We start from the raw sequence: 24,001 nt of genomic DNA on the forward strand, positions 1-24,001 counted from the left end.
CGCCTGCGCGGACCATGACGAGCGAGGAGAAGGGGAGGGGAGGGCAGGGCGGGCGATGCGGGTTGGCCTGGGGTGGCGATGCGTAGCGGTCCTGTTTGCTGTTCTGGCCGCCAGGGTTTCATGGCCGTGGATGATGACGAGACAGGCGGTGGCAGGAAGCGGCTGTCGTTCCGGCGCGGCGTGACGCACCTTGGCGTTTGCCGTTCAGCTTTGGCGGGTCCTGCGCCACCGCTTGAGGAGGCGGTCGCGACGCAGTCGGGAAAGTCGATCGATCCAGAAGATGCCGTCGAGCTGGTCGATCTCGTGTTGCAGGCAGACGGCGCGAAGGCCGTCGGCCGTGCGAACGAGCGCGCCGCCATCGAGGGACGCGTAGGCGACGCGGATATGGGACGGGCGGTCGACAGTGTCCGTGACGCCCGGCATCGAGACACTGCCCTCCGGATGGGTCGCAATCGTGTCGGATGACCAGACGACGAGCGGATTGACGTAGATCTCCGGTGCCGCGGCAGCGTCGAGGGTGAGAACCACGAGCCGCAGCGGAACGCCGACGTGCGGCGCCGTGAGTCCGAGGCCGCCCACGCTCCGGATCGTGTCCACGAGGTCGGTTGCCAAGGCCCCGAGTTCGGAGTCGAACCGCTCGATCGGTTCCGCCACGTAGGCGAGACGTGGATCCGGATAGGCGATGACGGGACGGACGGGCATCGGATCTCCGCTGGGGCTGTAGATGGTAACGGTCCAGGGCGGCAAGGACGTCCGCTGTGAGGTCGGTGACCGGGGCGAAGACCGAGCCGCCTGCCTTTGTTGGAGCATGCGGGACCTGTTCGGACAAGGCGGATGCCTTTGCATCCGCGGCGGAAGATTATCCGACGAGGCGCAGGCGGTCTGGCCGCAAGACGCCAGACAATCGGCGCGTTCGAACGTTACGAGCCGCGCGTCAGCAGCGTGCCGAAGGCGGCAGTCCGGCGCCATGTCGGCTGAGGCCCGGCCGGACGTGCTTCCGCACGTGCGTCGACGAGACGGCTCAGCGCCTTGCGCTCTCGTCAGATGCGGTCGGCGCGGAACATCAGGCCGTCCCACAGGCGGAAAGGGGCGTGGCCGATGACGGTGGGGGTGAGACCGGCGGCGGTGGCGAGAGTAGTGAAGTCCGCTGCGTCGGCAGACGGGTCGGCGCGGTAGCTCATGTTGAGAAGGACGAGGCTGCCGGCGGGTCGGAGCACACGGCCGGTTTCGCGGACCATCCGGGACGGGAGATCGCCGCCCGCCAGCATCACATAGGGAAAGGCGTCGACGAAGAGGACGCAATCGACGGAGAGGTCGGCCACCTCTGCCATGTCGCGGCCGTCGGAGACGGCGAAGCGGACGTTGGAAAGGCCGGCGCAGCGGCGCTTCGCCTCGGTCACCATGGCGGGTGCGATGTCGAGGCCGACGACCGTTCTGACGCGCGGGGCCAGCGCCAACGCCATGCGGCCGATGCCGCATCCCACGTCGAGCACGTCCCGGTCGGGTGCAAGGAGGCCACCGGCGGCAAGCACGTCCACGATCTCGGCGGTGGCGGCGGCGAGAAGGGCAGGATCGCCAAGGCTATGCAGGGCGACGCCGGCCTCCGGAGAGACCGCGACGGCGGCGTCGAACATGGCGGCGATGTTCTCCACGGAGAGGCCGGGCCGGTGGTCGACGGTGGCGAGAACCGCGCGGAGGCGGGCGAGCACGTCTCCGTCACGGTCCGCCAGCGCCAGCGCATCCCGCCAGAGGCGCCGGCCGGGCTCCGCGTCGATGAGGGCGTGAAGACCGAGGCGCGCTTCCGCCGGCGGCGCCGCCGCGGCAAGCCGGGCGAGCGCGAGCGCCGGCGTCAGCCGGTCCGCGTCGGCGCGAAGAGCGGCGAACCAAGGCTCATCGGCAAGCGTGCGGCGAGGCGTGTCGCTGGACGTCGTCATGGCGCCGGCCGGCGGACGAAGCGGCGGCGGACCGTCTGCACGTCGCGCGCGCCCCAAAGGTATTTGTAGGGCTCGGCCCCGCGGAGGAAGTCGATCGTGTGGTCCCCTTCGGCGGCGGCGGTGCGGATCAAGTGCCCCATGGCAAGTGATCCGGCGGCGACGTCCGTGAAGGCCGGATCGAGGCCGCCGATGTAGGGGGCGGTCACGCCGCGATGACAGAGCGCGTAGATGGCGGCCGCGGGCCGGCCTTCGATGCGGAGACGGTGCAGCCGGACGAGGCCGGCCACCTGGAGCCGCGGCAGGGCATCCCGGTGGAAGCGCGCCACGGCAGGGTCGGCGAGGACGCCGTCCTCTCCGCGGGCCTGCCAGCGGGCGCGATGGAGGCGCATGAGATCGTCCAGGAAGGCGTCCGTGTCGTCGTCGATCGCGAAGCTGAGGTCGGCCCCGGCCATGCGTTCGGAGCGGCGCAGGCTGCGGCGTTTGCGCGCCGGGACCGCGTCGAAGCCGGCGTCGCCGAGAGCAAGCGTCGGGCGCACCGCTTGCGGCTCGACGCTGTCGTCGAAGCTGTCCGGGACCGGGAGAGTCAAAGCGGCCGCCCCGGGCAGGCAATCCTCCAGGCCGAGCACGTCCCAGTCGGCATCGGCGACGAGACGCGCCAGCATGGCCTGCCCGGCAGATGGATGGTCCGGGTGAACGAGGATGTCCAGGTCGTCGGAAACGCCGATGCCGAGCGGCAGGAGACGGCGGCCGTAACGTCCGTCCTCGTGCCAGAACGGCGCCAGGCCGACGAGGTGGTCGCCGGCGAAGGCGGCCGCGACGCGAAGGTCCGCGGGGGCGAAGGCGCTTGTCCAGGCAAGCAGCCAGGCCGGCGACTGGAAGGGGGTCGCCTGTGCGCAGGCGCGGAAGAGCGCCCACCAGCCAGGCTCCAGGGCGACAAGACCGGGGCGGTCGGTGACGAGGCGCACCGCGATCGACGGGGCCGCGGACGGCTGGAGGGACAGAGCAGCCGGGATCATGAGGCGGCGACGACCGCTAGAGGGGCGAGGGAGCGCCCAGTTCCGGCGATCACCGTCCGGTAGAGGTTGAGGTAGCGCGCCGTCATGGCGTCGAGCGAGAAGCGGCGGCGCGCCTCGGCCCGGCAAAGCCCGGACGACAGTCGGGGCGCATCCCGCATGGCCGCGGCCATCTCGCCGACGTCCCGGACGAGGAAGCCGGTGCGCCCGTGCTCGACGATCTCCGGCAAAGCGCCGTTCGGGAAGGCCACGACCGGCGTGCCGCAGGCGAGCGCCTCCATGGCGACGAGCGAACTCGTCTCCGCGCAGAGGCTCGGCAGCACGAGGCAGCGGGCGGCGGTGAGGAAACGGCGCTTGGCGGCAAAGCCGAGCGGCCCGAGGAAGCGCCGCGACCGGTCGAGACGGGGCGCGATCTCCTGCTCGAAATAGGCCGTGTGGCTCTCGTAGGGATAGACCATACCGCCGATGAGAAGCGGGAGGCCGGCCAGGTGGGCGGCGTCGAGGGCGAGGTGAATGCCTTTCTCTGGGCAAACGCGGCCGAGGACCAGGGCGTAGTCACGCTTGGCATGCCGGGCCTGAAGCGCCTGCACGGGCACGCCGTTCGGGATGGGAGCCGCAAGAGGGGCGCCCGGCGGGGCGGTGCGGGTCTGGGCGGCGGAGACGCCGTGGAGCACGAGGCCCGGCCGGGGGGCGAACGCATCCGGCGGATACCAGTCGAGCGGCAGGTGCAAGGTGACGAGCGTCGGGCCGTGGTCGGGCATGTAGGCGGGGAAGTCGATGCCGTGCAGGTGGACGAGATCCACGGGCTCGGCGGCGCGCACCGCCGCGATGGCGGCCCGCGTGGCGGCTTGGGCTCTGGATTTGGCGGCCTCGTCGAGACCGCCGGTCTCCGGCGGAATCGGGATCAGCCGCCCGGCCACCCTGGACCGGCCGTCGGCGATCACCAGCGACCGGTGACCGGCGGCGACCAGCGCATGGTCGAGATGGCTCAGCACCTGCTCGGCGCCGCCCACCGCGTCCGGCCCGACGGGGGCCAGCGGATAGGCGACGGAAAGAACCGTGAGTGTCATCGGGCGGTGCTCGTCGGCTGGCGGCCCTTTCGGACCAGGCGGAATCAGGTGGATCGGCTCGCCTCGGCGAGGGCGAGGCCGGCTGAATGCAGGAAGACCTCCCCGGTGAGCGCGATCGGCCAGCGGTCGTAGAGGAAGCGGCCGTCGTTCGGCGGCACGGTGAAGGGGGCGGACCGGGTGGTGCGGAACACCGCGACGTCGTTGTCCGCGAGCGCCGGCGACAGGGCTGCGATCACCCGAACCTGGGAGCGGTGGCAGGCGAGCATCGCGGCTCGCTCGGCCTGCTCGTCCGCGTCGAGGCGGAGCACCAGCGCCGGCCGGTCGGAGCCCACCGGCGAACGGACCACCACTTTGCCATCGGGACCCTCCCGGTAGAGCGGGGCCTCCACGATGTCGAGATCCGGCCCGCCCCGCGCGGCGAGGATCGCCGCCGCGAGAGCCACGGAGAGCGCAGCGGCGTCGTGATCCGGATGGCCGCCCTCATAGGCGTGGGTGATCACCGCCTCGACCGCGCGTGCGGCAAGGAGATCCGCCAGCCGTGCCGCCGTCGGCGCGGCATGGTGGATGAGGCTCTGGTCGGCGAGGCCGAAGGCGACGCGCCGGTCCGCCGCAACGCCGGCGGCATCGAGCGCGGCGGCAAGTTCCGCCGTCCGGGCGTCCCGGTACGCGTCCGTGTCGGCAAAGCCGGCCTTGACCGCGTCCGCCCCGTCGGGCGGTGCGCCGTCCGTGAGGTGGACGACGGTCAACCCGCTGAAACGCCGCATCAGGCCGCCGAGGATCAGCGTCTCGTCGTCCGGGTGGGCGACCACCAGGGCGACCGACCGGGTGATCGACCGACCGGGGACGGCGAGGGCGTCGATCAGGGACACGACCGGCTTCCTCCTGTGGCTGTCGCCGGTTGACGGGATCAGATTCCGGCCGCGACGGTGACCGGTCCGGCAGGGCGCGGCGTGACGCCCACCCGGTCGGCGTAGCGGTCGATCATCGCGGCGCAGAAGTCGGCGAACTCGGTCGGATCCTGGGGCGCCGACGTGTGGTGGGGCTGGAGGCCGCGGTGTTCCGGCGTGAAGCAGAAGGTGACGGTCACGTCGAAGTCGCCGAGGGCGTCCATCTGCCGGTCGAACCAGTCGAGGGCGTTCGGGCGGAAGCTGTCGGCCCAGGAGAGGCCGGTGCGCAGATAGGTGACGCCGAGCCGCTTCATCCAGCCGACGGCCTCGTCGAGGCGCGGGTCCTGGTAGTGGAACCACTGGCAGAAGCCCATGTCGGGCGCGAAGTCGGCGAAGCGCTCCAGCGAAGGCTTCGCGGTGCCGTCCTCGCGGATCAGGCCCATGTAGAAGTGCCGGTAGTAGGACGATCCCTCCGCCTCCTTGTGGCGGGTGGTGGCGCCCCAGGCCTGCGGCAGGTCGTAGAGTGAATACCAGTGGATGCGCGGCGCCTTGCCGATCAGCAGTTCGGCGGTTCGGCCGAGGCCCCAGACCTGGACCTCCTCGGCGCCGAATGTGGAGATGCCCACCTCGCTCACCCAGACGGGCTTGTGGGTGACGGCGCGGATCTCGTCGATCTTGGCCGGCCAGTCGTGGATGGACCAGAGGTTCCAGTCGAGCGGGAAGCCGTGCACGGCGACCGCGTCCACCACCTCCATCACGCCCTTGCCTTCCAGATTTTTCAGGAACAGGGCATCGATCGGCGACATGCCGCCGAGCACGCGGGTGACCGACCCGTTGGCCGAGCGGATGGCCGTGCCGGCCTTCACCACCATGTCGGCGAAGAGGGTCCAGTCCGGGTCCACCTCGGGATCCCAGTGCGACTTGTTGTTCGGCTCGTTCCAGATCATCGCGGCTTCGATCATCGGGCGCTCTCCTCGGGGCCGCGGGCGGGGTAGACGGCGGCGTTCGCCTCGGGCGCCTCGGCGCGCCGGCAGACGAAGACCTCCTCCTCCGGATGGGACAGGATCTCGAAGCCGGCGCTCCGCAGCATGGCTTCCGAGCAGGCCCGGTTGGGCGCCCACCAGTTGGTCGGGTCGCCCGAATAGTGGTGCTCGATGAAGTGCATCTTCGGATAGCCGGGGTCGTCGAAATGGGCGGTCTCAGTGAACGGGTAGTCGTCGGCGACCGGCGCCACCGCGTTGGAGCCCCGCTGCATCGACTGGAACACCAGGAGGTCGCCGGCCACGTGGCGATGGATCAGGTCAAGCGCGAGCAGCGGGTGGCGGAGGTGGTAGAGCACGCCCATGAAGATGACCACGTCGAACCGCTCGCCGAGCGCCGCCACGTCATAGACGGAGAGCCGGCGGAACTCGATATCCTGGCCGGCCATCTCGGCGGCGAACCGCGCCTGGGCCAAATAGTCCTCGTCGAAGTCGATGCCGACCACCCGCTCGGCGCCGCGCTTCTTCATCTCGATGGCGTAGAAGCCGGCGTTGCAGCCGATGTCGAGCACGGTCCTGCCGGTGAGGTCCGCCGGGATGGCCGCCTCGAAGCGCTTCCACTTCACGGCCGGATAGTCGCCGAGGAAGTGGTCGGGCGCGGTCATGACGCCGCCGAGGTCGAGGTTGTGGAACCAGGGGCCGAGGGCCGTCACGCGGGCACGGATCTCGTCCTCCGTGAGGGGCCGGACGGGGGGCGGGGTGGTCATGGGCTGCAAGGGCGTCATTCCGGGCTGTTGGGCGTCAGGGGAAGGCCGGCGAAGGGGCGGCCGGTGGGCCAGCCGAGGGCGACGCGGCTGCCGGCGAGGCCGTTGGCGGGGCCGTTTGCCGCCGTCTCGGCCAGGAGGCCGAGGGCGGCGCGGTAGCCGTTGAGCGTGCCAACGTCCACGTAGGAGGTGCCGGCGCGCACGCCGACGGCCATGCCGCCCTCGGCGATCCAGGCGTTGACCAGGGTACCGAAGTACTCGTCGCGGCCGTCGCGCGCCTCGAAGAGGGCCTTCAACTCGTGGAGGATGCGGCCGGGCATCTTGAAGCCGCCCCAGATCCAGTGCGTCCGAGGCGCGGGCGCCTTCACCTCCACGGTGAGGACGCGTCCGGCGTCGTCGGTCACCACCGCGTCGAAATATTCCGGCCGCTCCACGGGAAAGAGCAGGAAGGCCAGCCGGTCGTCCGGCAGGGCGGCGAAGCCGTCTTGGGGCATCCACACGGTGTCGGGCAGGCCGACAAGCACGCTCTCGTCCGGTCCGATCAGCGGCGTCGCCCGGAACAGGGCATCGCAGAGGCCGGCCGGGGAGGGCTGCACCACGTAGGCGACGGACGCATCGCCGTAGGCGCCGCCATAGTATTGCAGGATGTCCGACTTCCCCGGCGCGATGACGAAGCAGATCTTGTCCGCCCCACCGGCGATCATCCGGTCCACCAGATACTCCGACACGGCACAGGGCCGCTCGATGCCATGGTCGAGGCGGCTGCCGACGGGGAGCAACTCCTTGGAGAAGGCGAGCGGCTGGATGCGTGTGCCGCGGCCGGCGGCCGGTACGATGCCCCACATGGCGGAAACTCCCTTCCGAACGGGCGCTATGCCGTCCCGTGGGTTGAACGCAGAGGTCAGCCTGCCGGTTCGCGGACGGCGGCGAGGCGGGCCGGCGCGTCCTCGGCCAGAATGGCTTCCAGAGTGACCGCCCGATGGTCGGAGGTGTGTTCGGCAAGAACGCGCGCCCGCGCCGCTTCGGCGATCCGGGCCCGCTCGGCACCGGAAAGGTCGAGTGCCGAAAGGGTGTCGTCCGTCGTTCGGGCGATCAGGATGTCGCGGCCCGGTTCGAAGAAGGCGTCGAGCCCCGGCCAGGTGTCGGAGAGCACCACCGCGCCGCAGGCGGCCGCCTCGAACAGGCGACCGGAAGGGCACCAGCCCGACCGGGCCATGGCCTCGCGTGTGATGTTGAGGGTGAGGCCGGAGGCCGCATAGAAGGCCGGATGGGCGTCGGGCGGCAGGTGGCGCACGAAGAAGATGTTGTCCGTCCAGGGAAAGTCGGCCGGATACTGGGCGCCCGCGATGACGAAGCGGTCGGACGGTCTTGCCCGGGCGGCGTCGATCATCAACGTCTCAAGCGCCGCCTGCCGGTCGGCCGCGAAGGTGCCGAGATAGGAAAGCGTGCCGGCGAACGCCGGATCGGGCGACGCCGGGCGGTGAACGTCCGGGTCCACATGGCCGTAGAGCGGCGCGGCCGCCGGTGCTCCCAGACGGCCGACCAGGGCGTCGAGCGCCGGACCGCCGGTGTAGCTGAGCGCCAGGTCGTAGTCGGCAAGGCCGCGCGGGCCGATCCAAGGCAGCGTCTCCCCGGCGTCGAGCTTGGCGATCGTCACGGGCGTGTCGAGGTCGTAGAACACCCGCCGGCCGGGCGCGGCGTCCGCGATCAGGGCGCCGGCCGCGATCCCGTCGGGGCAGAAGGACGTCACCATGGCGACGTCCGCCTCGGCCACATGCTGCCGGGCGGAGGCGCGGACCGCCTCGAAGTCGTCGTAGAGCACCAGCTCGCCGCCCGGGAGCGCGTGATAGTCCCGGGCGTCCGCATACCAGCTCACGTTCTTCTCGAAGAACACCACCCTCCAGCCGCGCCGGGCGAGCGCCTTGACGAGGCCACGCCAGAGGGTGGCGTGACCGTTGCCCCAGGACGACGAGATGGCGAGGCCGAACACCACGAGCTTCATGGGCGGGCGTCCTCCAGGCCGTCGTTGAGCCGAACGATGCGCGCCCCATGGGCGGCGAAGTCGACCAGGGTCACCGAGGCGGGGTCCACGTCGAACCGATGCAGCGCGTCGAGCGGAAGGCCCAGCACCGCCGCGACCACCGCCTTGATGGGATCGGCGTGGCCGACCATCACCACCGTGCCGGCCGGCAGGGCGGCCGCGATGGCGTCGAGATGGCGGATCATGCGCCCTTGCGCCTCCGCCATGGTCTCGCCGTCAGGCACCCGGGCGAGGCCCCGCGCCTCGTTCCAGCGGCGCCAGGCCGGGTCGGCCGAGAGCGCGTCGAAGGAGGCGCCGGTCCAGCGGCCGAAGTCGATCTCGTCGAGATCGCTCGCCACATCCACCGACAGGCCGTGCGGCTCGGCGATCGCCTCGGCGGTCTCCTGGGCGCGTTCGCGCGGGCTGGCGTGCACCGCGTCGAGGCGAAGGCCACGGAACCGCTCCGCAAGCCGGGCCGCCTGGACACGGCCCCGGTCGGCCAGCCGCGCACCGGCGGCACGGCCGGTGAGGATCCGCCCCACATGGTCGTGCGCCGCGTGGCGGACCAGGTAGATCAGCGTCACCGCCGACCCCCGTAGGGCGCGTCGTCATTGCCGGCGATGAAGGCGAGCGTGCGCCGGCGCGCCTCGTCGTCGGTGAACTGCACCGGCGGCGACTTCATGAAATAGCTCGAGGGACCGATCAGCGGGCCGGCGAGGCCCCGGTCGAGTGCGAGCTTGGCGCAGCGGACCGCGTCGATCACGATGCCGGCCGAGTTCGGGCTGTCCCAGACTTCCAGCTTCAGCTCCGCGTTGAGCGGCATGCCGCCGAATGTGGTGCCCTCCATGCGGATGTAGGCCCACTTGCGGTCGGTGAGCCAGGGCACATGGTCGCTCGGGCCCACGTGTACGTTGCCGGGCTCCAGGTCCACGTCGAGCTGGCTGGTCACGGCGCGGGTCTTGGAGATCTTCTTGGATTCCAGCCGCTCCCGCTCCAGCATGTTCTGGAAATCGGTGTTGCCGCCGAAATTGAGCTGGTAGGTGCGGTCGAGCCGCACGCCGCGCTCGCGGAAGAGGTTGGTCAGCATCCGGTGCACGATGGTGGCGCCGACCTGGCTCTTGATGTCGTCGCCGATGATCGGCAGGCCGCGCGCCTCGAAGCGCTTCGCCCACTCCGGCTTGGAGGCGATGAAGACCGGCATGCAGTTGACGAAGGCGCAGCCCGCCTCCAGCGCCCGCTCCGCGTACCACTCGGCGGCCTGCTGCGATCCGACCGGCAGGTAGGAGACGAGCACGTCCGTGCGGCTCTCCTCCAGCACTCGGGTCACGTCGGCGACCGGTCCGTCGGCTTCCTCCACCACATCGCGCACATAGCGGCCGAGGCCGTCGAGGGTGTTGCCCCGGTGGACCGTGACGCCCGTCGCGGGCACCTTGGCGAAGACGGCGGTGTTGTTCGGCTCGGCCAGGATGGCCTCGCTCACGTCGCGGCCGACCTTGCGGGCGTCCACGTCGAAGGCCGCGGAGACCTCGATGTCGCCCACGTGGTAGCCGCCGAGGTCCACGTGCATCAGGCCGGGAATGGGCTCGTTGCCGCGCGCTTCCTTGTAGTAGCTGAGGCCCTGCACCAGGGAGGAGGCGCAGTTGCCGACACCGACAAGGCCGACGCGCAGGGATCTGGGGCTCAAGGGACGGCTCCGGGACAGCGGGGTGGACGAGGCCCGCCGAACCTGAAGGGTCAGCGGTGCCGCAAGATCGAACCCGCGGCCACGCCGTTTGTTCCAGAGCCGGATCCGCCGGGCGTCGGCGGCCGAGCCGTGGCCGCCGCCGTCAGGCGACCTTCACCTCGCCGAGGAAGCCGTCGACCTCGCGGCCGAGCTCGCTCGTGTGGCGCGCGAGCTCGCGGGCGGCGGCCAGCACCTGGCTTGCCGCCGAGGCGGTCTCGCCGGCGTTGGTGCGCACGGTCAGGATGTTGCTGGTCACCTCCTCGGTGCCCTGGGCGGCCTGGTTGACGTTGCGCGAGATTTCGCCGGTGGCGCTGTCCTGTTCCTCCACCGCCGCGGCGATGATGCGCGAGATGTCGGCCATCTGGCCGATGATGCTGCCGATCGACTGGATGGCCGTCACCACCTCGCCGGTGGACGCGCGGATCTCGCCGATCTGGGAGGAGATCTCGCCGGTCGCCTTGGAGGTCTGGGTTGCCAGCGCCTTCACCTCGCTCGCCACCACGGCGAAACCGCGGCCCGCCTCGCCGGCCCGTGCCGCCTCGATCGTGGCGTTGAGCGCGAGGAGGTTGGTCTGGTCCGCGATCGTGCTGATCAGGTCGACGATGTCGACGATCCGGTCCGCCGCAAGCGCGAGGCCCTTCACCCGGGCATCCGCGTCGGCGGCGCTCGTCACCGCCTTGTCGGCGATCGAGCCGGACTGCCCGACCCGGTTGGCGATCTCCTGGACGGAGGTGGCCAGCTGCTCGGTCGCCGCCGCCACGGTCTGTACGTTGGCGGAGGTCTGCTGGGCCGCGGTCGCCACGTGGGTGGAGTTGCGCGTGGTCTCGTCCGCGACGGACGACATGGATCCCGCCGTCGCCTCCAGCTCGACGGCGGCGGCCTCCAGGCTGCCGGTGAGGCCGCGCACGCTCGCCTCGAAGCGGGACGTGAGCGCATCGAGCCGCTGGGCCCGGCGCATCTTGGCCTCGTTCTCCGCCTCCTGGGCGGCGGCGAGGCGGCGGGCCTCGATCTCGCGGGCCTTGAAGGTGGCAAGCGCCCGGGCGAGCGCGCCCACCTCGTCCTTGCGGTCGGCGCCGATCACCTCGGCGTTCAGATCGCCCGCGGCAAGCTGGCCGAGCGACCGGGTGATCTGGCCGATCGGCCGGGTCACGAAGCCGATCACGATGGTGGCGAGAATGCCGAGCGCAACGAGAAGGCCGAACGCCGCGCTGCCGATCAGGGTCATCTCGGTCGCGGCGGCGGTCGCCGCGGACGCGGTGCGGGACTGCTCCAACTCCACGTTCAGCCGGCCCACCTGCGTGGTCAGCGTCTCGCTCACCTGCTGGCGGCGGGTGCGGCCCTCGCCAAGCGACAGGGTCTCGGCGTCGCCGGTGCGACCGGCAAGGGCCAGCGCGACGCTTTCGGTCGCAAGCGCCAGATAGCTTTCCACCTCGGCGCGGATCGTCTCGTTACGGGCCGTCCGCTCCGGCGTGTCGGACAGGGCGATCAGCCCGTCGATCGCCTCGAGCGCATGGGCCTTGGCCTCCTCGAAGCCCGCCTTGTAGGCCCGGAGGGCGTCCGGGCGGACGTCGATGATCATGTTCTTCTCCTGGATGGACAACTCGTCCACCGCCGCCACCGCCTCCAGGAGCAGGCTCTTCCGAGCGGCCGAAACCGACACCACGTGGTCGGCCGTCGCCGCCATCTGGCGCATGCCGGACGCCGCGATGAGAACGAGGCCGATCGTGACGGCGACCAGGATGACGATGGGGATGGTGAGCTTCTGAACGAGGCTGAGGTTCTGGAGAAGGCGCATGCTCGTGTCCTGCCACTGATTCGACGGGCGTCGGGCCCGGTGTTCGCGCAATAGTGACCGGCCAACATTTAAAATAATTACATATGAGGCCGGTGCCCGAAGGGCCTCGAGAAAAAGGCGGCAACCACTTGGTTGCCGCCTGTCAGGGCATTCGCCGCCTTGAAGGAAGGAGGGCCTCCGTCCGCGTCAGGCCTTCGGCATCAGCACCGTGTCGATGACGTGAACGACGCCGTTCTTCTGGGTGACGTTCGCCTGGGTGACCATGGCGGTGTTGCCGGCCTCGTCCATGATGGCGACGCCGCCGTCCTTCATCATGGCGGTGAGCGTGCCACCGGCGACCGTCTTCAGTTCGGCCTTGCCGCCGCCCGCGTCGATGGCGGCCGCGATGGCGTTGGCCGTGTAGTTGCCGGCGACCACATGGTAGGTGAGGATGCCCGTGAGGGTGTCCTTCATCTCAGGCTTGACGAGGCTGTCGACGGTGCCGGCGGGAAGCTTGGCGAAGGCGTCGTTGGTCGGCGCGAACACCGTGAAGGGGCCGTCGGACGCCAGGGTGTCGACAAGGCCAGCGGCGGTCACGGCGGCCACCAGGGTGGTCAGGTTGTCGGCCTTGGAGGCGTTCTCCGGAATGGTCAGGCTCGGCAGCATCGGAGCGCCGCCGACCATCGGGGGCTCCTGGGCATGGGCCAGGCTGGCGGCGCCGAGGAAGGCCACGGCGGCGAGACGAAGGGCAAGCGACGTGCGGTTCTTGGTCATGGGTCTACCTCCCGAACGACCAGCGACAAGCTGATCGATGCATGGGTTACGACCCGTCGTGCAGAACAGTTTTGCTGAAGTTGCGCACGGGACAACCACAAATCCGTGAGTTCTGCGTTACGGAAGAATAATATTCCTAGCCGGCTCAGATCCGCGGATGGACATCCACTTCAGGACGCGGTCCACGGATCGTCGACCCTCGGCCAGATCGGCCGGGTCAGCTTGCGATAGGCCGTGGTCCGCGGATTGGACGGATAGGGCGCCCCGGCGTCCACGTAGAGGATGTCCCGGGCGATCGGCGCGAAGCCGGCATAGAAGTGGTTGGTGGACTTGACAAGGAGCAGATCCTTTTCAAGCGGGTCGATGCCGAGGTTGGAGAAGATGTCCGGCTCGAAGGTCTGGGTCCTGTTGGTGTTGAGTATGACGTCCACCTCGGTGCCGACGATGCGCACCACGGCCGCCGGCCCGAGGGTCACCCGGCTCGCCCCGAAGCTCTGCCAGCCTTCCGCCGCCACCGCCATGATCCGCACCAGGGCGTCGATCGGCTCGCCCGCCGGGGCGCATGTCTTGCCGCCGAAGCGCATCATGATCTCCGCGCCGACGCCCGCCCCGTGGGCGAACGAGACGGCGATCGGATCCCACAAGGTGGCGACGCCGACGCGCCCGATCCCGCGCTCCAACATGCGGCGGAGGATGAGCGTGCCGTCGCCCGCGGTGCCGCCGCCCGGATTGTCCCAGACGTCCGCCACCACCACCGGCCCACCCCGGTCGGCGACCACGGCGAGGGCCGCGTCGAGACCCGCGTCGATGCCGAGCATGGGCATGGCGGTGCGGCCGCGGAGGGCGATGATCTCGCGGCCGAGGCGCTCGGCGAGCGCATCGCCCTTGGCCCGATCGCCGTCGGTCACCACCAGCACGCGGGTGCCCATCTCCGGCACGTCCGCCGCCATGAAGCCGTGCACGAGCGAGATCGAGAGCACCCCGTCGCGGCCCTCCAGGGCCTTCATCCGGTCGACGAAGCCGCGCATCGGCTCCCGGCTCGTCGGGAAGACGTCGATCATGCGGCAGTCGAAGGTGGAGAGGACCGGGGAGATCTCACCGTCGAGCGCCCGGAGCGCCAGATCCACCAGATGCTCGCCGCGCTCGAAGAAATCGGTGTGCGGGAACTCCTGGAAGTAGGCCAGGATGTCGGCCTTCTCCGTCCGGAGCGGCGTCAGGTGGCTGTGCGGGTCCATCTCGGCGGCGATCAGCACGCCGTCGCCCACCATGGCGCGGATGCGGGCGAGGAGGTCGCCCTCGCAGTCGTCATAGCCGTCCGCCACCATGGCGCCATGGAGGCCGAGCACCACGCCGTCCACCGGCAGGGCGGCGCGGAGCTGGTCGAGGATCTCGTCGCGCAGGCCCTCGTAGGCGGCGCGGTTGACGAGGCCGCCCGGCTCCGCCCAGGTGGCCGTGCCCTCGATCACAATCAGGTCGGCGCGGGTCCGGGCGCGCCGGCGCAGCACCAGAACCGGGGATGAGCAGAGGGTGGGCGTCTCCGGATGGGCGCCCGGCGGCGCGTAGAAGGCCATCTCGAAGCTCGCCCGGTCGGTCGGCACCGGCGAGAAGGTGTTGGTCTCGGTGGCGAGGGACGCCGTGAAGATGCGCATGGGTGAGACCCTCCCGGGTGTCGGGGACCGGCGGCCGGGCCGGCCGCCGGCGCCGCGTCAGGCTTTCGGCGCGTAGGCGACCGCTTCGATCTCGATCTTGATGTCGATCATCAGCCGGCTCTCCACCGTGGTGCGGGCCGGCGGCGCGGACGGGAAGTAGGTGGCGTAAACCTTGTTGAAGGCGCCGAAGTCGCGCGCGTCCTCCAGCCAGACGGTGGTCTTCACCACCTGGTCGAGGCTGGCGCCGGCAAGCGCCAGGGCGGCTTTCACATTCTCCAGCACCTGGCGGGTCTGCGCCTCGATGCCGCCCGCCACGACGCTGCCGTCGGGCCCGACCGGCACCTGGCCGGAGCAGTAGACGAAATCGCCGGCCCGGACGGCGGGCGACAGGGGGACGTGGGAGGTGCCGAAGACTTCTTTCTGCATGGGTCCGATCTCTCAGCGGGAAGACGAGGGGAGGGCCGTCACTTGACCGCCCCGAGGGCAAGGCCGCGGACGAGATAGCGCTGCAGCCAGGCGAACAGGATGGCGACCGGCAAGGTGGCGACCAGCGTGGCCCCCATCACGTGGTGCCATTCCACCGTGTAGCGGCCGGCCACCAGCGAGAAGACCTGGATGGGAAGCGTGTAGCTCTCTTGCCGGCGCAGCAGCGTCAGCGCGATGACGAACTCGTTCCAGGCGTTGATGAAGGTGAAGATGGCCGTGACCGCGATGGCCGGCGTCACCAGCGGCAGGAAGACCCGGCGCAGCGTCTCGAACCGGCCGGCGCCCTCCATCCAGGCGGCCTCCTCCAGGTCCTTCGGCACCGTGTCGAAATAGCTCTGCAGCATCCAGACCGTGAAGGCGATGTTGAAGGCCATGTAGACGAGCCCGACCGCGCTGACGCTCTCCACGAGGCCGAGCGAGGCCATCAGGCGAAAAAGGCCGACCACCAGCACGATGGGCGAGAGCATCTGGGAGACCAGCAGGAACTGGCGCACCAGCCCGCGTCCGGCGAAGCGGAAGCGCGACATGGCGTAGGCGGCCGGGATCGACATCAGGATGGCGCCGACCGTGGCAAGACCCGACGCATAGAGCGAGTTGAGGAGAGCCTGGCCGAAGTTGGTGGCGTCCCACATCTCGACGAGGTTGCGAAAGCGCAGTTCGGACGGCCACCAGGTGGGGTTCAGCACCTCCGCCTGGGGCTTCAGCGCCGTGATGGTCATCACCGCGAAGGGGAAGAGAATCAGCACCATGAGCGGCGCGAGCAGCACCCAGGCCACCAGCGTGCGCTTCCACTTGCGGCTCATCGGGCCTCCTCCCGCATGGCGAGGCGGACGTAGACGATGGTGAAGACGAGGAGGATGGCGAGCGTCACCACCGACACGGCCGACGCTTCGCCGAGCTTTCCGATGCGGAAGCCCAGCTTGTAGAGGTGAGTCACCAGGATGTCGGTCGAATTGGCCGGCCCGCCCTGCGTCATCACCCAGATGATCGGGAAGCTGTTGAAGACGTAGATGGTGTTGAGCACCATGGCGATGTTGAGGAAGGGCTTCAGGAGCGGCAGCGTGATGTGGCGGAACTGCTGCCACGGCCCGGCACCCTCGAGCGCGCTCGCCTCGTAGAGGTCCGGCGGAATGGAGGAAAGGCCGCCGAGGAAGATGGTGGTGGTGAACGGGATGGTCACCAGGATGCCGATGCCGATCTGCACCGGAAAGGCAAGGTCGGCGGTCGCTAGCCACTGGATGTTCGTGTCGATGAGCCCGAGGCCGCGGAGCGCCGAGTTCAGCATGCCGCTCTCGCCGTTGAGCGCCCAGCGCCAGACGATGGCCGTCATGGTCAGCGACACCGCCCAGGGCAGCATCACGATCACCCGGGCGACGTCGCGGCCGTAGAAGTCCTCGTTGAGGATGAGCGCCACCGGCACGGAGATCAGGATGGTGCCGCCGACCACCGCGACCGTCCACACCACGGTGCGGATCAGGGCCGCCGTGAAGTTCGGGTCGGCGACGAGCGCCTTGAAGTTGGCGAAGTCGTTGAACCCGCGCAACTGGCCGAACCGGTTCACGTCGTTGGTGGCGATCTCCAGGAGGTCGCCCACCGGCCAGAAGATCACGCCCGCGGCGAGCACGAGGCTCGGCAGGAGGAGAAGATAGGGAAGAAAACGGGCGCGGCTCGGCACGGGCAGGGGGCGTCCGGTCAGTTGGAGCGACAGGCGGCGGGCCATCGGCGGCGTCCGTCACGAACGCCGCCGATGGCCCGGTCCGAGGGCCTTACTGCTTCAGGATGGCGTCGGCCTTGGCGGCCGCGTCCTTCAGGGTCGCCTCCAGGTCACCCTCGCCGAGATAGATCTTCTGCAGGGCGTCGGAGGTGATCTGTGCGATCTCCTCCCAGCCGCTGATCACCGGGGCGAAGCGGGCGTCCGGCAGGAGCGCGGTGAATTCCTTCAGGTCCGCGTTGTTGACGAAGTAGTCGGAGGCCGCGACCTCCTTGTTGACCGGCAGGAAGCCTTCCCCTTCGGTGAACTTGGAGCGCATTTCGGTGGTGAAGAGATAGTCCATGAACTTCCAGGCCTCGTCCTTCACCTGGCTGTTCTTGAACATGATGATGCTGTCGGTGACACCGTAGGTGCCGCGATCACCGGACGGGCCGGCCGGAATGGCGGTCACGCCGTACTTCAGGTCCGGTGCCTCTTCCTTGATCTGGTTCGACAGGAAGGGGGCGGTGATCATCATGCCCACCTTGCCCTGCTTGAAGAGGTTCTGCACGTCCTCGCGGGAGTAGGAGGTGACGCCCGGCTGGGTGGCCTTGGCGTCGATCAGGCCCTTGTAGAGCTTGGCCGCCTCGATGGCGCCCGGGTCGTCGAGGCCGGAGGTGCCGTCGGCGCCCAAGATCTCCGCCCCGTAGGACCACATGCCGTAGTAGAAATAGACGTCGGTCTCGATCTCCTTGCCCTGCAGGCCGAAGCCGTAGACCTCGCCGCCGAGGCCGGAGATCTTCTCAGCCGAGGTCTTCAATTCGTCCCAGGTCTTCGGCGGCTCGGCGATGCCGGCCTGCTCGAACAGCGCCTTGTTGTAGTACATGGCGCGGGCGGAGGCGGCGATCGGCAGGCCGTAGGTCTTGCCGTCCATGACCGACGGGGAGAGGAAGGTGTCGATGAAGCGACCCTTGAACTCGTCGGTGATGTAGGCGTCGAGCGGTTCGGCCACCTCCTGGCTAACGAAGTCCAGGAGCCAGCGGGTGCCGATGATGGAGAGATCGGCGTTGGAGCCGCCGGCGATGTCGGTGGTCAGCTTCTGCAGGAGCACGTCCCAGGGCACCACCTCGATCTCGATGTCGGTGCCCGGATTGGCGGCCTCGAAGCTCTTGGCGGCCTCCTCGAAATAGGGGCCGGTCTTGGCGCTGTATTCCGCCACGGTGACCCGGACGGTGCCGGCCTGCGCGGCGGCGACGGCCACCAGGCTGAGCCCGGCCGCAAGGCCAAGCTTGAAGAGAGCGGTCTTGGTCATGAAGCCTCCACGAGAACGGCGCCCGCACGCCGTCGTGCGGCTCCGTCGGTTGGTTGATCCCCTTGAAGCCGCGGCCGCGATGACGCCGTGCTTCCGCCGCCCTGCGTGGGCGGTCTGATGTTCTGTGACTTTCCTACATTATGCGGCCCGTGGGGCCGCACAAGCGTTTTTTGATGTTGCCAAGTTACATTTTCAACGCTCATGATGAGACGCCGCGTGTCCAGGACCGGCGGGTGCCGGGCGCCCGCCAGACGGCGGGATCGCGGCGCGGAGGCAAGGCCGGCATGGATTTCAAGGATCTGTCCGTGGTCGTCACGGGGGCCGGCGGCGGCATCGGCGCGGCCCTGGTGACGGGCTTCGGCGCGGCGGGCGCCCGGGTGATCGGCTGCGACGTGACGGACTCAGCCATGAACGCGCTGCCGCTCGCCGGCCGCGTCGCCTTCGACCTCACCGACCCGGCCTCGATCCGCGCCGGCGCAGCGGGTCTTCTCGCCGCCCACGGGGTGCCGGATGTGGTGGTGATGAACGCGGGCTGGACCCGCGGGGAGAGCTTCGCCGCCATGGACGCCGACGCGGTCGGCCACGAGATCGACCTCAACCTCACCGGCGTCGCCCGGCTCACCCATGCCTTCCTCGCCCCCATGCGGGCGCGCGGCGCCGGCGCCTTCGTGTTCGTGTCGTCGGTGAACGCGCTCGCCCACTTCGGCAACCCGGCCTATGCCGCCGCCAAGGCCGGCATTCTCGCCCTCATGCGCGCCGTCGCCACGGAGGCCGGCCGCGACGGGGTGCGGGCGAACGCCGTCTGCCCGGGCTCGGTGCGCACCCCCGCCTGGGACCACCGGATCGACCGCGACCCGTCCATCCCGGAAACGCTCGCCGGCCTCTACCCGCTCGGGCGTATCGTCACCCCGGCGGAGGTGACCGCGGCGGTGATGTTCCTCGCCTCCCGCCAGGCCTCCGGCATCACCGGCCAGACGCTGGCGGTCGACGCGGGCCTCACCGCCGGCAACGTGCCCTTCATCCGCGACATCCTCGGGGAGTGACGCCCATGACCGACCTCACCCTCCGCCGCATCGCCAAGCGCTTCGGCCAGCACCGCATCCTCTCCGACATCGACCTCTCCATCGCCGACGGCGAGTTCGTGGTGCTGGTCGGCCCGTCCGGCTGCGGCAAGTCCACGCTTCTGCGCATGATCGCCGGCCTGGAGACCATCAGCGAGGGCGACCTGATGATCGGCGCCACCCGCGCCAACGACCTGCCGCCGCAGAAGCGGAACATCGCCATGGTGTTCCAGTCCTACGCGCTGTTCCCGCACATGACGGCGGCCGACAACATCTCGTTCGGGCCGAAGATCCGTCGCGATCCGCCGGCCGGCATCGACGGCCAGGTGAAGAAGGCGGCCGGCATCCTCAACCTTCACGCCTACCTGGACCGCTATCCCCGCCAGCTCTCCGGCGGTCAGCGCCAGCGGGTCGCCATGGGTCGGGCGATCGTGCGCGACCCGGACGTCTTCCTCTTCGACGAGCCGCTCTCCAACCTGGACGCCCAACTCCGGGTGCAGATGCGCACCGAGATCAAGGCCCTGCACCAGCGGCTGAAGAGCACCATCGTCTATGTCACCCACGACCAGATCGAGGCCATGACCATGGCCGACCGCATCGTGGTGATGAACGAGGGGCGCATCGTCCAGGCCGGCGCGCCGCTCGACCTCTACGACAACCCGGCCGCCAAGTTCGTGGCGAGCTTTCTCGGCTCCCCGTCCATGACCTTCGTGGCCGGCACCGTGACGGCGAAGGGCGCCGCTGCCGGCGTGGTGACGGCTGGCGGCCTCGACCTGCCGACCCGTCCGCTCGCGGCCGCCACCGTTGGCCGGCCGGTGGAGGTGGGCATTCGGCCGGAGCATTTCCGCATCGAGGACGGGCCGGGCGCCTTGCCGGTGACGGTGGACGTGGTGGAGCCGACCGGCTCTGAGACGCACATCTACGGCAGCCTGGAGGGCGCGCCGGTCCGGCTCGTGTTCCGGGACCGGGTGCCGGCCCGGCCGGGCACCGTGCTGCCGGTGGTGGTCGACCCGGCGCGCACGCACGTGTTCGACCAGGCGACCGGCCTGCCGGTCTGACGCAAGGTTCGAAACGAGCCGGGCACGACGACGGCCGAAATCAGCGGAACCCGGAGGGGAGGGGCATGCGGGACGTGATCGACATCCTGATGCGGCTGCGCATGCGGGCGGAGGATGGCTCCAAGTCGGACCGCCGGCTCGCCGGCCTCATCCTGCAGGACGTCGACTATGCCTCCAAGGCCGCCATCGCCGACCTTGCCGCCCGGGCCGGCGTCAGCGAACCGACCGTCACGCGCTTCTGCCGTTCGCTCGGCTGCGAGGGCATCCGCGACTTCAAGTTCCGCCTTGCCCAGGCGCTCGCCGTTGGCGGCCAGTACCTCTCCGCCGATCCTTTGGAGCGCGACGCGCGGGAGGAGCGGATCGCCGCCACCGTGGCGGGCGCCGCCGTGGCGGCGATCGAGCGCACCCGCGCCCAGCTCGACATGACGACCCTCGTGGCCGTCGCCGGCCAGCTTGCGGGCGCCGGCCAGGTGCTGGCCTTCGGCTGCGGCGGCACGTCCTCCATGATGGCGGTGGAGCTGCAGAACCGGCTGTTTCGCCTCGGCCTCCATTCGGTCGCCCACACGGACGGCCAACTGCAGCGCATGTGGGCCTCGCTCGCCGGTCCGGACACGGTGGTGGTGGGCTTCTCCACGTCCGGCTTCGCCCAGTCGGTGATCGACGCCACCTTGGTGGCCCGCCAGTACGGCGCCGCGACGGTGGCCATCACCGCGCCCAACTCCCGGCTCGCCGACGCCGCCGAGACCGTGATCGGCTTCCAGACCCTGGAGGACGGCAACCTCTACAAACCCACATCGTCGCGCTACGCGCTCCTCTCCATCGTCGACATGCTGGCGACCGCCACCGCCGAGACCATGGGTCCCAAGGTGCTGGAGGGGCTGCGCCGCATCAAGCAGAGCCTCAACACCTTCAAGGTCGAGGATCCGCGGCTCCCGCTCGGCGACTGACAGATCCCAAATCAAGAAGGACGAAGGCCCATGCATCCCGGCACCCTCGACGAGATCGACACGCCCGCCGTCGTGATCGACGTCGACCGCGCCATGGCCAACATCGACCGGGCGCAGGCCTATGCGGACGCCCACGGCCTGCCGCTCCGCCCGCACATCAAGACCCACAAGCTGCCCTTCTTCGCCCACGCCCAGATGGAGCGCGGCGCCATCGGCATCACCGTGCAGAAGATCGGCGAGGGCGAGGTGATGGCCGACGCCGGCCTCACCGACCTCTTCCTGCCCTACAACATCGTCGGCACCGACAAGCTGAAGCGGCTGCGGGCGCTCGCGGAGCGGACGACGCTCTCCGTCACGGCCGACAGCGCCGCCACGGTGAAGGGCCTTTCCGCCGCCTTCGCGGGTGCCGACCGGCCGCTTGCCGTCCTCGTCGAGTGCGACACCGGCATGGGCCGCTGCGGCGTCCAGACGCCGGCGGAGGCCCGGGCGCTCGCCGAGATCATCGACCGCGCCGAGGGTCTCGCCTTCGCCGGCCTGATGGCCTATCCGGCGGTCGGCAAGCCGGCGGAGACCCAGGCCTTCTTCGCCGAGACTATCGCCGACCTCGCAGCCGCCGGTCTTCAGGCGCGCGTGGTCTCCAACGGCGGCACGCCGGACCTCTGGCGCGCCCACGAGGTGACCGCCGCCACCGAGCACCGGCCCGGCACCTACATCTATCTCGACCGCTACCAGGTCACGAAGGGCGTCGGCACCGCCGACGACTGCGCGCTCACCGTGCTCGCCACCGTGGTCAGCCGGCCGACCGCCACCCGGGCGATCGTGGACGCGGGATCGAAGGCGTTGACCGCCGACACCCTCGGCCTGCCGGGCTTCGGCGCGGTCGTCGAAGTGCCCGGCGTCCTCGTCTCCGCCCTGTCGGAGGAGCACGGCTTCGTCGATCTTGCCGCCGCCCCAAACGGGCTTTCGGTCGGCGACCGGGTGCGCATCCTGCCGAACCACGCCTGCGTGGTGTCCAACCTCTTCGACGTGGTCCATCTGGTCTCCGGCGACCGGGTGGTGGACGTCCTCCCAGTCGCCGCCCGCGGGCGCGTCGGCTGACCATCCCCTTTTTCCCCCAGCGTGGAGCCTGGCCCCCGTGACTGCCCTGACCAACCCCTTCCCGCCGGGCGACGCCGACCGGCACGCCATCTGGACCATGCTGGTGGAGCGCGACATCGACGCCTTTATTGCCGGCGACTGGTCCATGGTGGACGGCGACTTCGACCATGCGGGCTTCTTCGGCCTCCACGCCCACCGGTCCGAACTGCCGGACAGCTGGCGCATGGACTTCCCGGATGTGGCCACCTACCGGGACGTCTGGCTCTCCCAGTCGCGCGCCACCGCCGGCACCGCCTATGCGGAGCCGCTGCGCGAGGCGCTGTTCCGCGCCACCAACCTCAGGGACATCGACGTGAACGGCACGGTGGCGGTCGCCCACAAGAAGTTCGACGGCACCGTCCGCCGTGCCGACGGCGGGACGGACACGCTCAATTGGCAGACGCTCTACTTCTGCGGCATCCGCGACGGCCGCTGGAAGATCACCGGCTTCGTCGGCTACATGCCCTACCCGATGGGCAGGTTCGGGGGGCGGTGACGGGGGAGAGTTGCGCGCAGTGTTGGGCCGGGTCCGGGCCATTTTTTTAGGGCGTCGGCGCCTGCACCCCTCACCCCAACCCTTTCCCTCAAGGGGAGAGGGGGCACCGTGGCGGCGGGGGAGGCGAGGAAGGCGGCGGCGCCTTGGCGACCGACTGAGGCCCGGGCGCATCGACATCGAACGGCTTTCGCGCGAACCACCATCGCTCCCCCTCTCCCCTTGAGGGAGAGGGTTGGGGTGAGGGGTGAACCGCCATCGCCTGCCGAATATCCGAGGGCACACCGCGATCGCCAGTCGGTCAACCCCAGCCAACCTTCCCCGTCCACCCGCACCCACAGCCCCGACCAACAAAAAAGGCGGCCCGCGCCACGGACCGCCCTCTTCAGTCGGCAAACCAATCCGTGCGCTCAGATCAGCCCGTGCTCCGTCATCCACGACGCGCAGGTGGCGGCCTGGTTGCGGCTGTTGCAGCGCAGGGTGTCGAGGATCTTGCTCACGTGGGCCTTCACGGTGGCCTCGGAGATTCCGAGGCTGTAGGCGATCTGCTTGTTGAGGAGGCCGTCGCCGAGCATCTGGAACACGCGCACCTGCTGCGGCGTCAGCTGCTCGACAAGGGCGGTGCGATCGACGAGCGCCTTCGGCACGGAGGAGGGCTTGTCGCCGAGAACGATTGTGGTGCGACCCTCCATCACGATGTCGATCACCTCGTCGATCACGCCCGTGGTGGCGCGCTTGCCCACGAAGGCGCGCGCCCCGACCCGCAGACAGGCCTCCGCGATGGACTGCTCGGCGTTGGACGACTGCACGATCACCTGTGCCGCCGGGGCGAGGTCGCAGAGCTTGCGCAGGCTGTCGAGGCCGCTCATCCCGGGCATCACCAGGTCGGTGACGACCAGCAGCTGCTTGGGACCGCGCAAAACGAGGCTGGACAGTTCGGTGTAGTCGCAGGCGACCATCACGGTCGCGCCGCGGAACCGCTTCTCCAGGAGCGCCACCAGGGCGTCGCGGATGATCGGGTGATCGTCGGCAACGATAATCGTCTGCGGAAAAGAAGATACTTCGCTGTCGAGGCCGGAGGACGGTGTGACCGATCCGTCGTCGGTGGTCAGATGAGCACTGGCTGTTCCGGTCTTCAAGGCGCCTTACTCCCGTCGGCGGATTGCCACAAGCTTTGGCAATACGACCTTAATCTAGTGCCCTCGATCCGCAGCCGCAACAACGTCCGT

At 69.9% G+C, this 24,001-nt stretch carries 24 protein-coding genes; 5 read left to right on the forward strand and 19 right to left on the reverse strand.

All coding sequences use genetic code 11. From position 1 onward, the window contains the following. Positions 1-204 precede the first annotated feature (204 nt). The 18 genes from BUQ68_RS18655 to BUQ68_RS18740 form a co-directional block, all read right to left on the reverse strand. Positions 205-702 (reverse strand): peptide deformylase, encoded by a 498-nt coding sequence (locus tag BUQ68_RS18655; RefSeq protein ID WP_075217533.1) that lies wholly within the window; start codon positions 700-702, stop codon positions 205-207. Positions 703-1,040: 338 nt separating this feature from the next. Then, positions 1,041-1,934, reverse strand: coding sequence for a class I SAM-dependent methyltransferase (locus BUQ68_RS18660; protein ID WP_139315274.1), 894 nt, complete (start codon positions 1,932-1,934; stop codon positions 1,041-1,043). After that, positions 1,931-2,950, reverse strand: a complete 1,020-nt coding sequence (locus BUQ68_RS18665) for a GNAT family N-acetyltransferase (RefSeq protein WP_095407377.1) — start codon at positions 2,948-2,950, stop codon at positions 1,931-1,933. The genes BUQ68_RS18660 and BUQ68_RS18665 overlap by 4 nt, the downstream gene beginning before the upstream one ends. Next, a complete protein-coding gene (locus tag BUQ68_RS18670) occupies positions 2,947-4,017 on the reverse strand; it encodes a glycosyltransferase (RefSeq protein ID WP_075217534.1) in 1,071 nt (356 codons plus the stop codon). The genes BUQ68_RS18665 and BUQ68_RS18670 overlap by 4 nt, the downstream gene beginning before the upstream one ends. A gap of 44 nt (positions 4,018-4,061) precedes the next feature. Continuing rightward, positions 4,062-4,886 carry a PIG-L family deacetylase gene (locus BUQ68_RS18675; protein ID WP_175577860.1) on the reverse strand — a complete coding sequence of 275 codons (825 nt, stop codon included), beginning with the start codon at positions 4,884-4,886 and terminating at the stop codon, positions 4,062-4,064. Between the two features lie 38 nt (positions 4,887-4,924). Continuing rightward, positions 4,925-5,866 carry a glycoside hydrolase 5 family protein gene (locus BUQ68_RS18680; protein ID WP_075217535.1) on the reverse strand — a complete coding sequence of 314 codons (942 nt, stop codon included), beginning with the start codon at positions 5,864-5,866 and terminating at the stop codon, positions 4,925-4,927. Further along, positions 5,863-6,651: a TIGR04290 family methyltransferase gene (locus BUQ68_RS18685; RefSeq protein ID WP_075217536.1), complete on the reverse strand. Its 789-nt coding sequence runs from the start codon at positions 6,649-6,651 to the stop codon at positions 5,863-5,865. The genes BUQ68_RS18680 and BUQ68_RS18685 overlap by 4 nt, the downstream gene beginning before the upstream one ends. A gap of 14 nt (positions 6,652-6,665) precedes the next feature. Continuing rightward, positions 6,666-7,493, reverse strand: a complete 828-nt coding sequence (locus tag BUQ68_RS18690; RefSeq protein WP_075217537.1) for a sugar phosphate nucleotidyltransferase — start codon at positions 7,491-7,493, stop codon at positions 6,666-6,668. Between the two features lie 56 nt (positions 7,494-7,549). After that, complete coding sequence (locus tag BUQ68_RS18695) at positions 7,550-8,650, reverse strand: CgeB family protein (protein ID WP_075217538.1); 1,101 nt, start codon at positions 8,648-8,650, stop codon at positions 7,550-7,552. Continuing rightward, positions 8,647-9,252, reverse strand: coding sequence for a histidine phosphatase family protein (locus BUQ68_RS18700; RefSeq protein ID WP_075217539.1), 606 nt, complete (start codon positions 9,250-9,252; stop codon positions 8,647-8,649). Before BUQ68_RS18700 ends, BUQ68_RS18695 begins: the two co-directional genes overlap by 4 nt. Further along, positions 9,249-10,352 carry an inositol-3-phosphate synthase gene (locus BUQ68_RS18705; protein WP_075217540.1) on the reverse strand — a complete coding sequence of 368 codons (1,104 nt, stop codon included), beginning with the start codon at positions 10,350-10,352 and terminating at the stop codon, positions 9,249-9,251. The genes BUQ68_RS18700 and BUQ68_RS18705 overlap by 4 nt, the downstream gene beginning before the upstream one ends. A 142-nt stretch (positions 10,353-10,494) precedes the next feature. Beyond that, positions 10,495-12,186 carry a methyl-accepting chemotaxis protein gene (locus tag BUQ68_RS18710; protein ID WP_075217541.1) on the reverse strand — a complete coding sequence of 564 codons (1,692 nt, stop codon included), beginning with the start codon at positions 12,184-12,186 and terminating at the stop codon, positions 10,495-10,497. A gap of 186 nt (positions 12,187-12,372) precedes the next feature. After that, the gene (locus BUQ68_RS18715; protein ID WP_075217542.1) at positions 12,373-12,939 is read right to left on the reverse strand and encodes a fasciclin domain-containing protein; all 567 of its coding nucleotides are present in this window, start codon (positions 12,937-12,939) and stop codon (positions 12,373-12,375) included. 170 nt (positions 12,940-13,109) lie between these two features. Continuing rightward, on the reverse strand, positions 13,110-14,588 hold the full coding sequence (locus BUQ68_RS18720; RefSeq protein ID WP_075217543.1) for a M81 family metallopeptidase: 1,479 nt from the start codon (positions 14,586-14,588) through the stop codon (positions 13,110-13,112). A 57-nt stretch (positions 14,589-14,645) separates the two neighbouring features. Next, a complete protein-coding gene (locus BUQ68_RS18725) occupies positions 14,646-15,014 on the reverse strand; it encodes a RidA family protein (RefSeq protein ID WP_075217544.1) in 369 nt (122 codons plus the stop codon). Between the two features lie 38 nt (positions 15,015-15,052). Continuing rightward, a complete protein-coding gene (locus BUQ68_RS18730; protein WP_075217545.1) occupies positions 15,053-15,877 on the reverse strand; it encodes a carbohydrate ABC transporter permease in 825 nt (274 codons plus the stop codon). Next, a complete protein-coding gene (locus BUQ68_RS18735; protein WP_075217546.1) occupies positions 15,874-16,794 on the reverse strand; it encodes a carbohydrate ABC transporter permease in 921 nt (306 codons plus the stop codon). The genes BUQ68_RS18730 and BUQ68_RS18735 overlap by 4 nt, the downstream gene beginning before the upstream one ends. A 46-nt stretch (positions 16,795-16,840) precedes the next feature. Continuing rightward, positions 16,841-18,076: an ABC transporter substrate-binding protein gene (locus tag BUQ68_RS18740; RefSeq protein WP_075217547.1), complete on the reverse strand. Its 1,236-nt coding sequence runs from the start codon at positions 18,074-18,076 to the stop codon at positions 16,841-16,843. A gap of 284 nt (positions 18,077-18,360) precedes the next feature. Here BUQ68_RS18740 and BUQ68_RS18745 point away from each other — a divergent pair, with 284 nt between their 5' ends. The 5 genes from BUQ68_RS18745 (at position 18,361) to BUQ68_RS18765 (ending at position 22,775) form a co-directional block, all read left to right on the forward strand. Further along, positions 18,361-19,119 (forward strand): SDR family oxidoreductase, encoded by a 759-nt coding sequence (locus tag BUQ68_RS18745; protein ID WP_075217604.1) that lies wholly within the window; start codon positions 18,361-18,363, stop codon positions 19,117-19,119. Between the two features lie 5 nt (positions 19,120-19,124). Then, positions 19,125-20,195 carry an ABC transporter ATP-binding protein gene (locus BUQ68_RS18750; protein ID WP_075217548.1) on the forward strand — a complete coding sequence of 357 codons (1,071 nt, stop codon included), beginning with the start codon at positions 19,125-19,127 and terminating at the stop codon, positions 20,193-20,195. A gap of 65 nt (positions 20,196-20,260) precedes the next feature. Continuing rightward, positions 20,261-21,142 carry a MurR/RpiR family transcriptional regulator gene (locus BUQ68_RS18755; protein WP_075217549.1) on the forward strand — a complete coding sequence of 294 codons (882 nt, stop codon included), beginning with the start codon at positions 20,261-20,263 and terminating at the stop codon, positions 21,140-21,142. A gap of 30 nt (positions 21,143-21,172) precedes the next feature. After that, positions 21,173-22,240 carry a D-TA family PLP-dependent enzyme gene (locus BUQ68_RS18760; RefSeq protein ID WP_075217550.1) on the forward strand — a complete coding sequence of 356 codons (1,068 nt, stop codon included), beginning with the start codon at positions 21,173-21,175 and terminating at the stop codon, positions 22,238-22,240. Positions 22,241-22,277: 37 nt separating this feature from the next. Beyond that, the gene (locus BUQ68_RS18765) at positions 22,278-22,775 is read left to right on the forward strand and encodes a hypothetical protein (protein WP_075217551.1); all 498 of its coding nucleotides are present in this window, start codon (positions 22,278-22,280) and stop codon (positions 22,773-22,775) included. 407 nt (positions 22,776-23,182) lie between these two features. Here BUQ68_RS18765 and BUQ68_RS18770 read toward each other — a convergent pair whose 3' ends face one another. Next, positions 23,183-23,911 (reverse strand): response regulator transcription factor, encoded by a 729-nt coding sequence (locus BUQ68_RS18770; protein WP_083656716.1) that lies wholly within the window; start codon positions 23,909-23,911, stop codon positions 23,183-23,185. Positions 23,912-24,001: the final 90 nt, after the last annotated feature.

The organism is Mongoliimonas terrestris, from assembly GCF_001927285.1.
In the GTDB taxonomy this organism is placed as follows: Bacteria; Pseudomonadota; Alphaproteobacteria; order Rhizobiales; family Pleomorphomonadaceae; genus Chthonobacter; species Chthonobacter terrestris.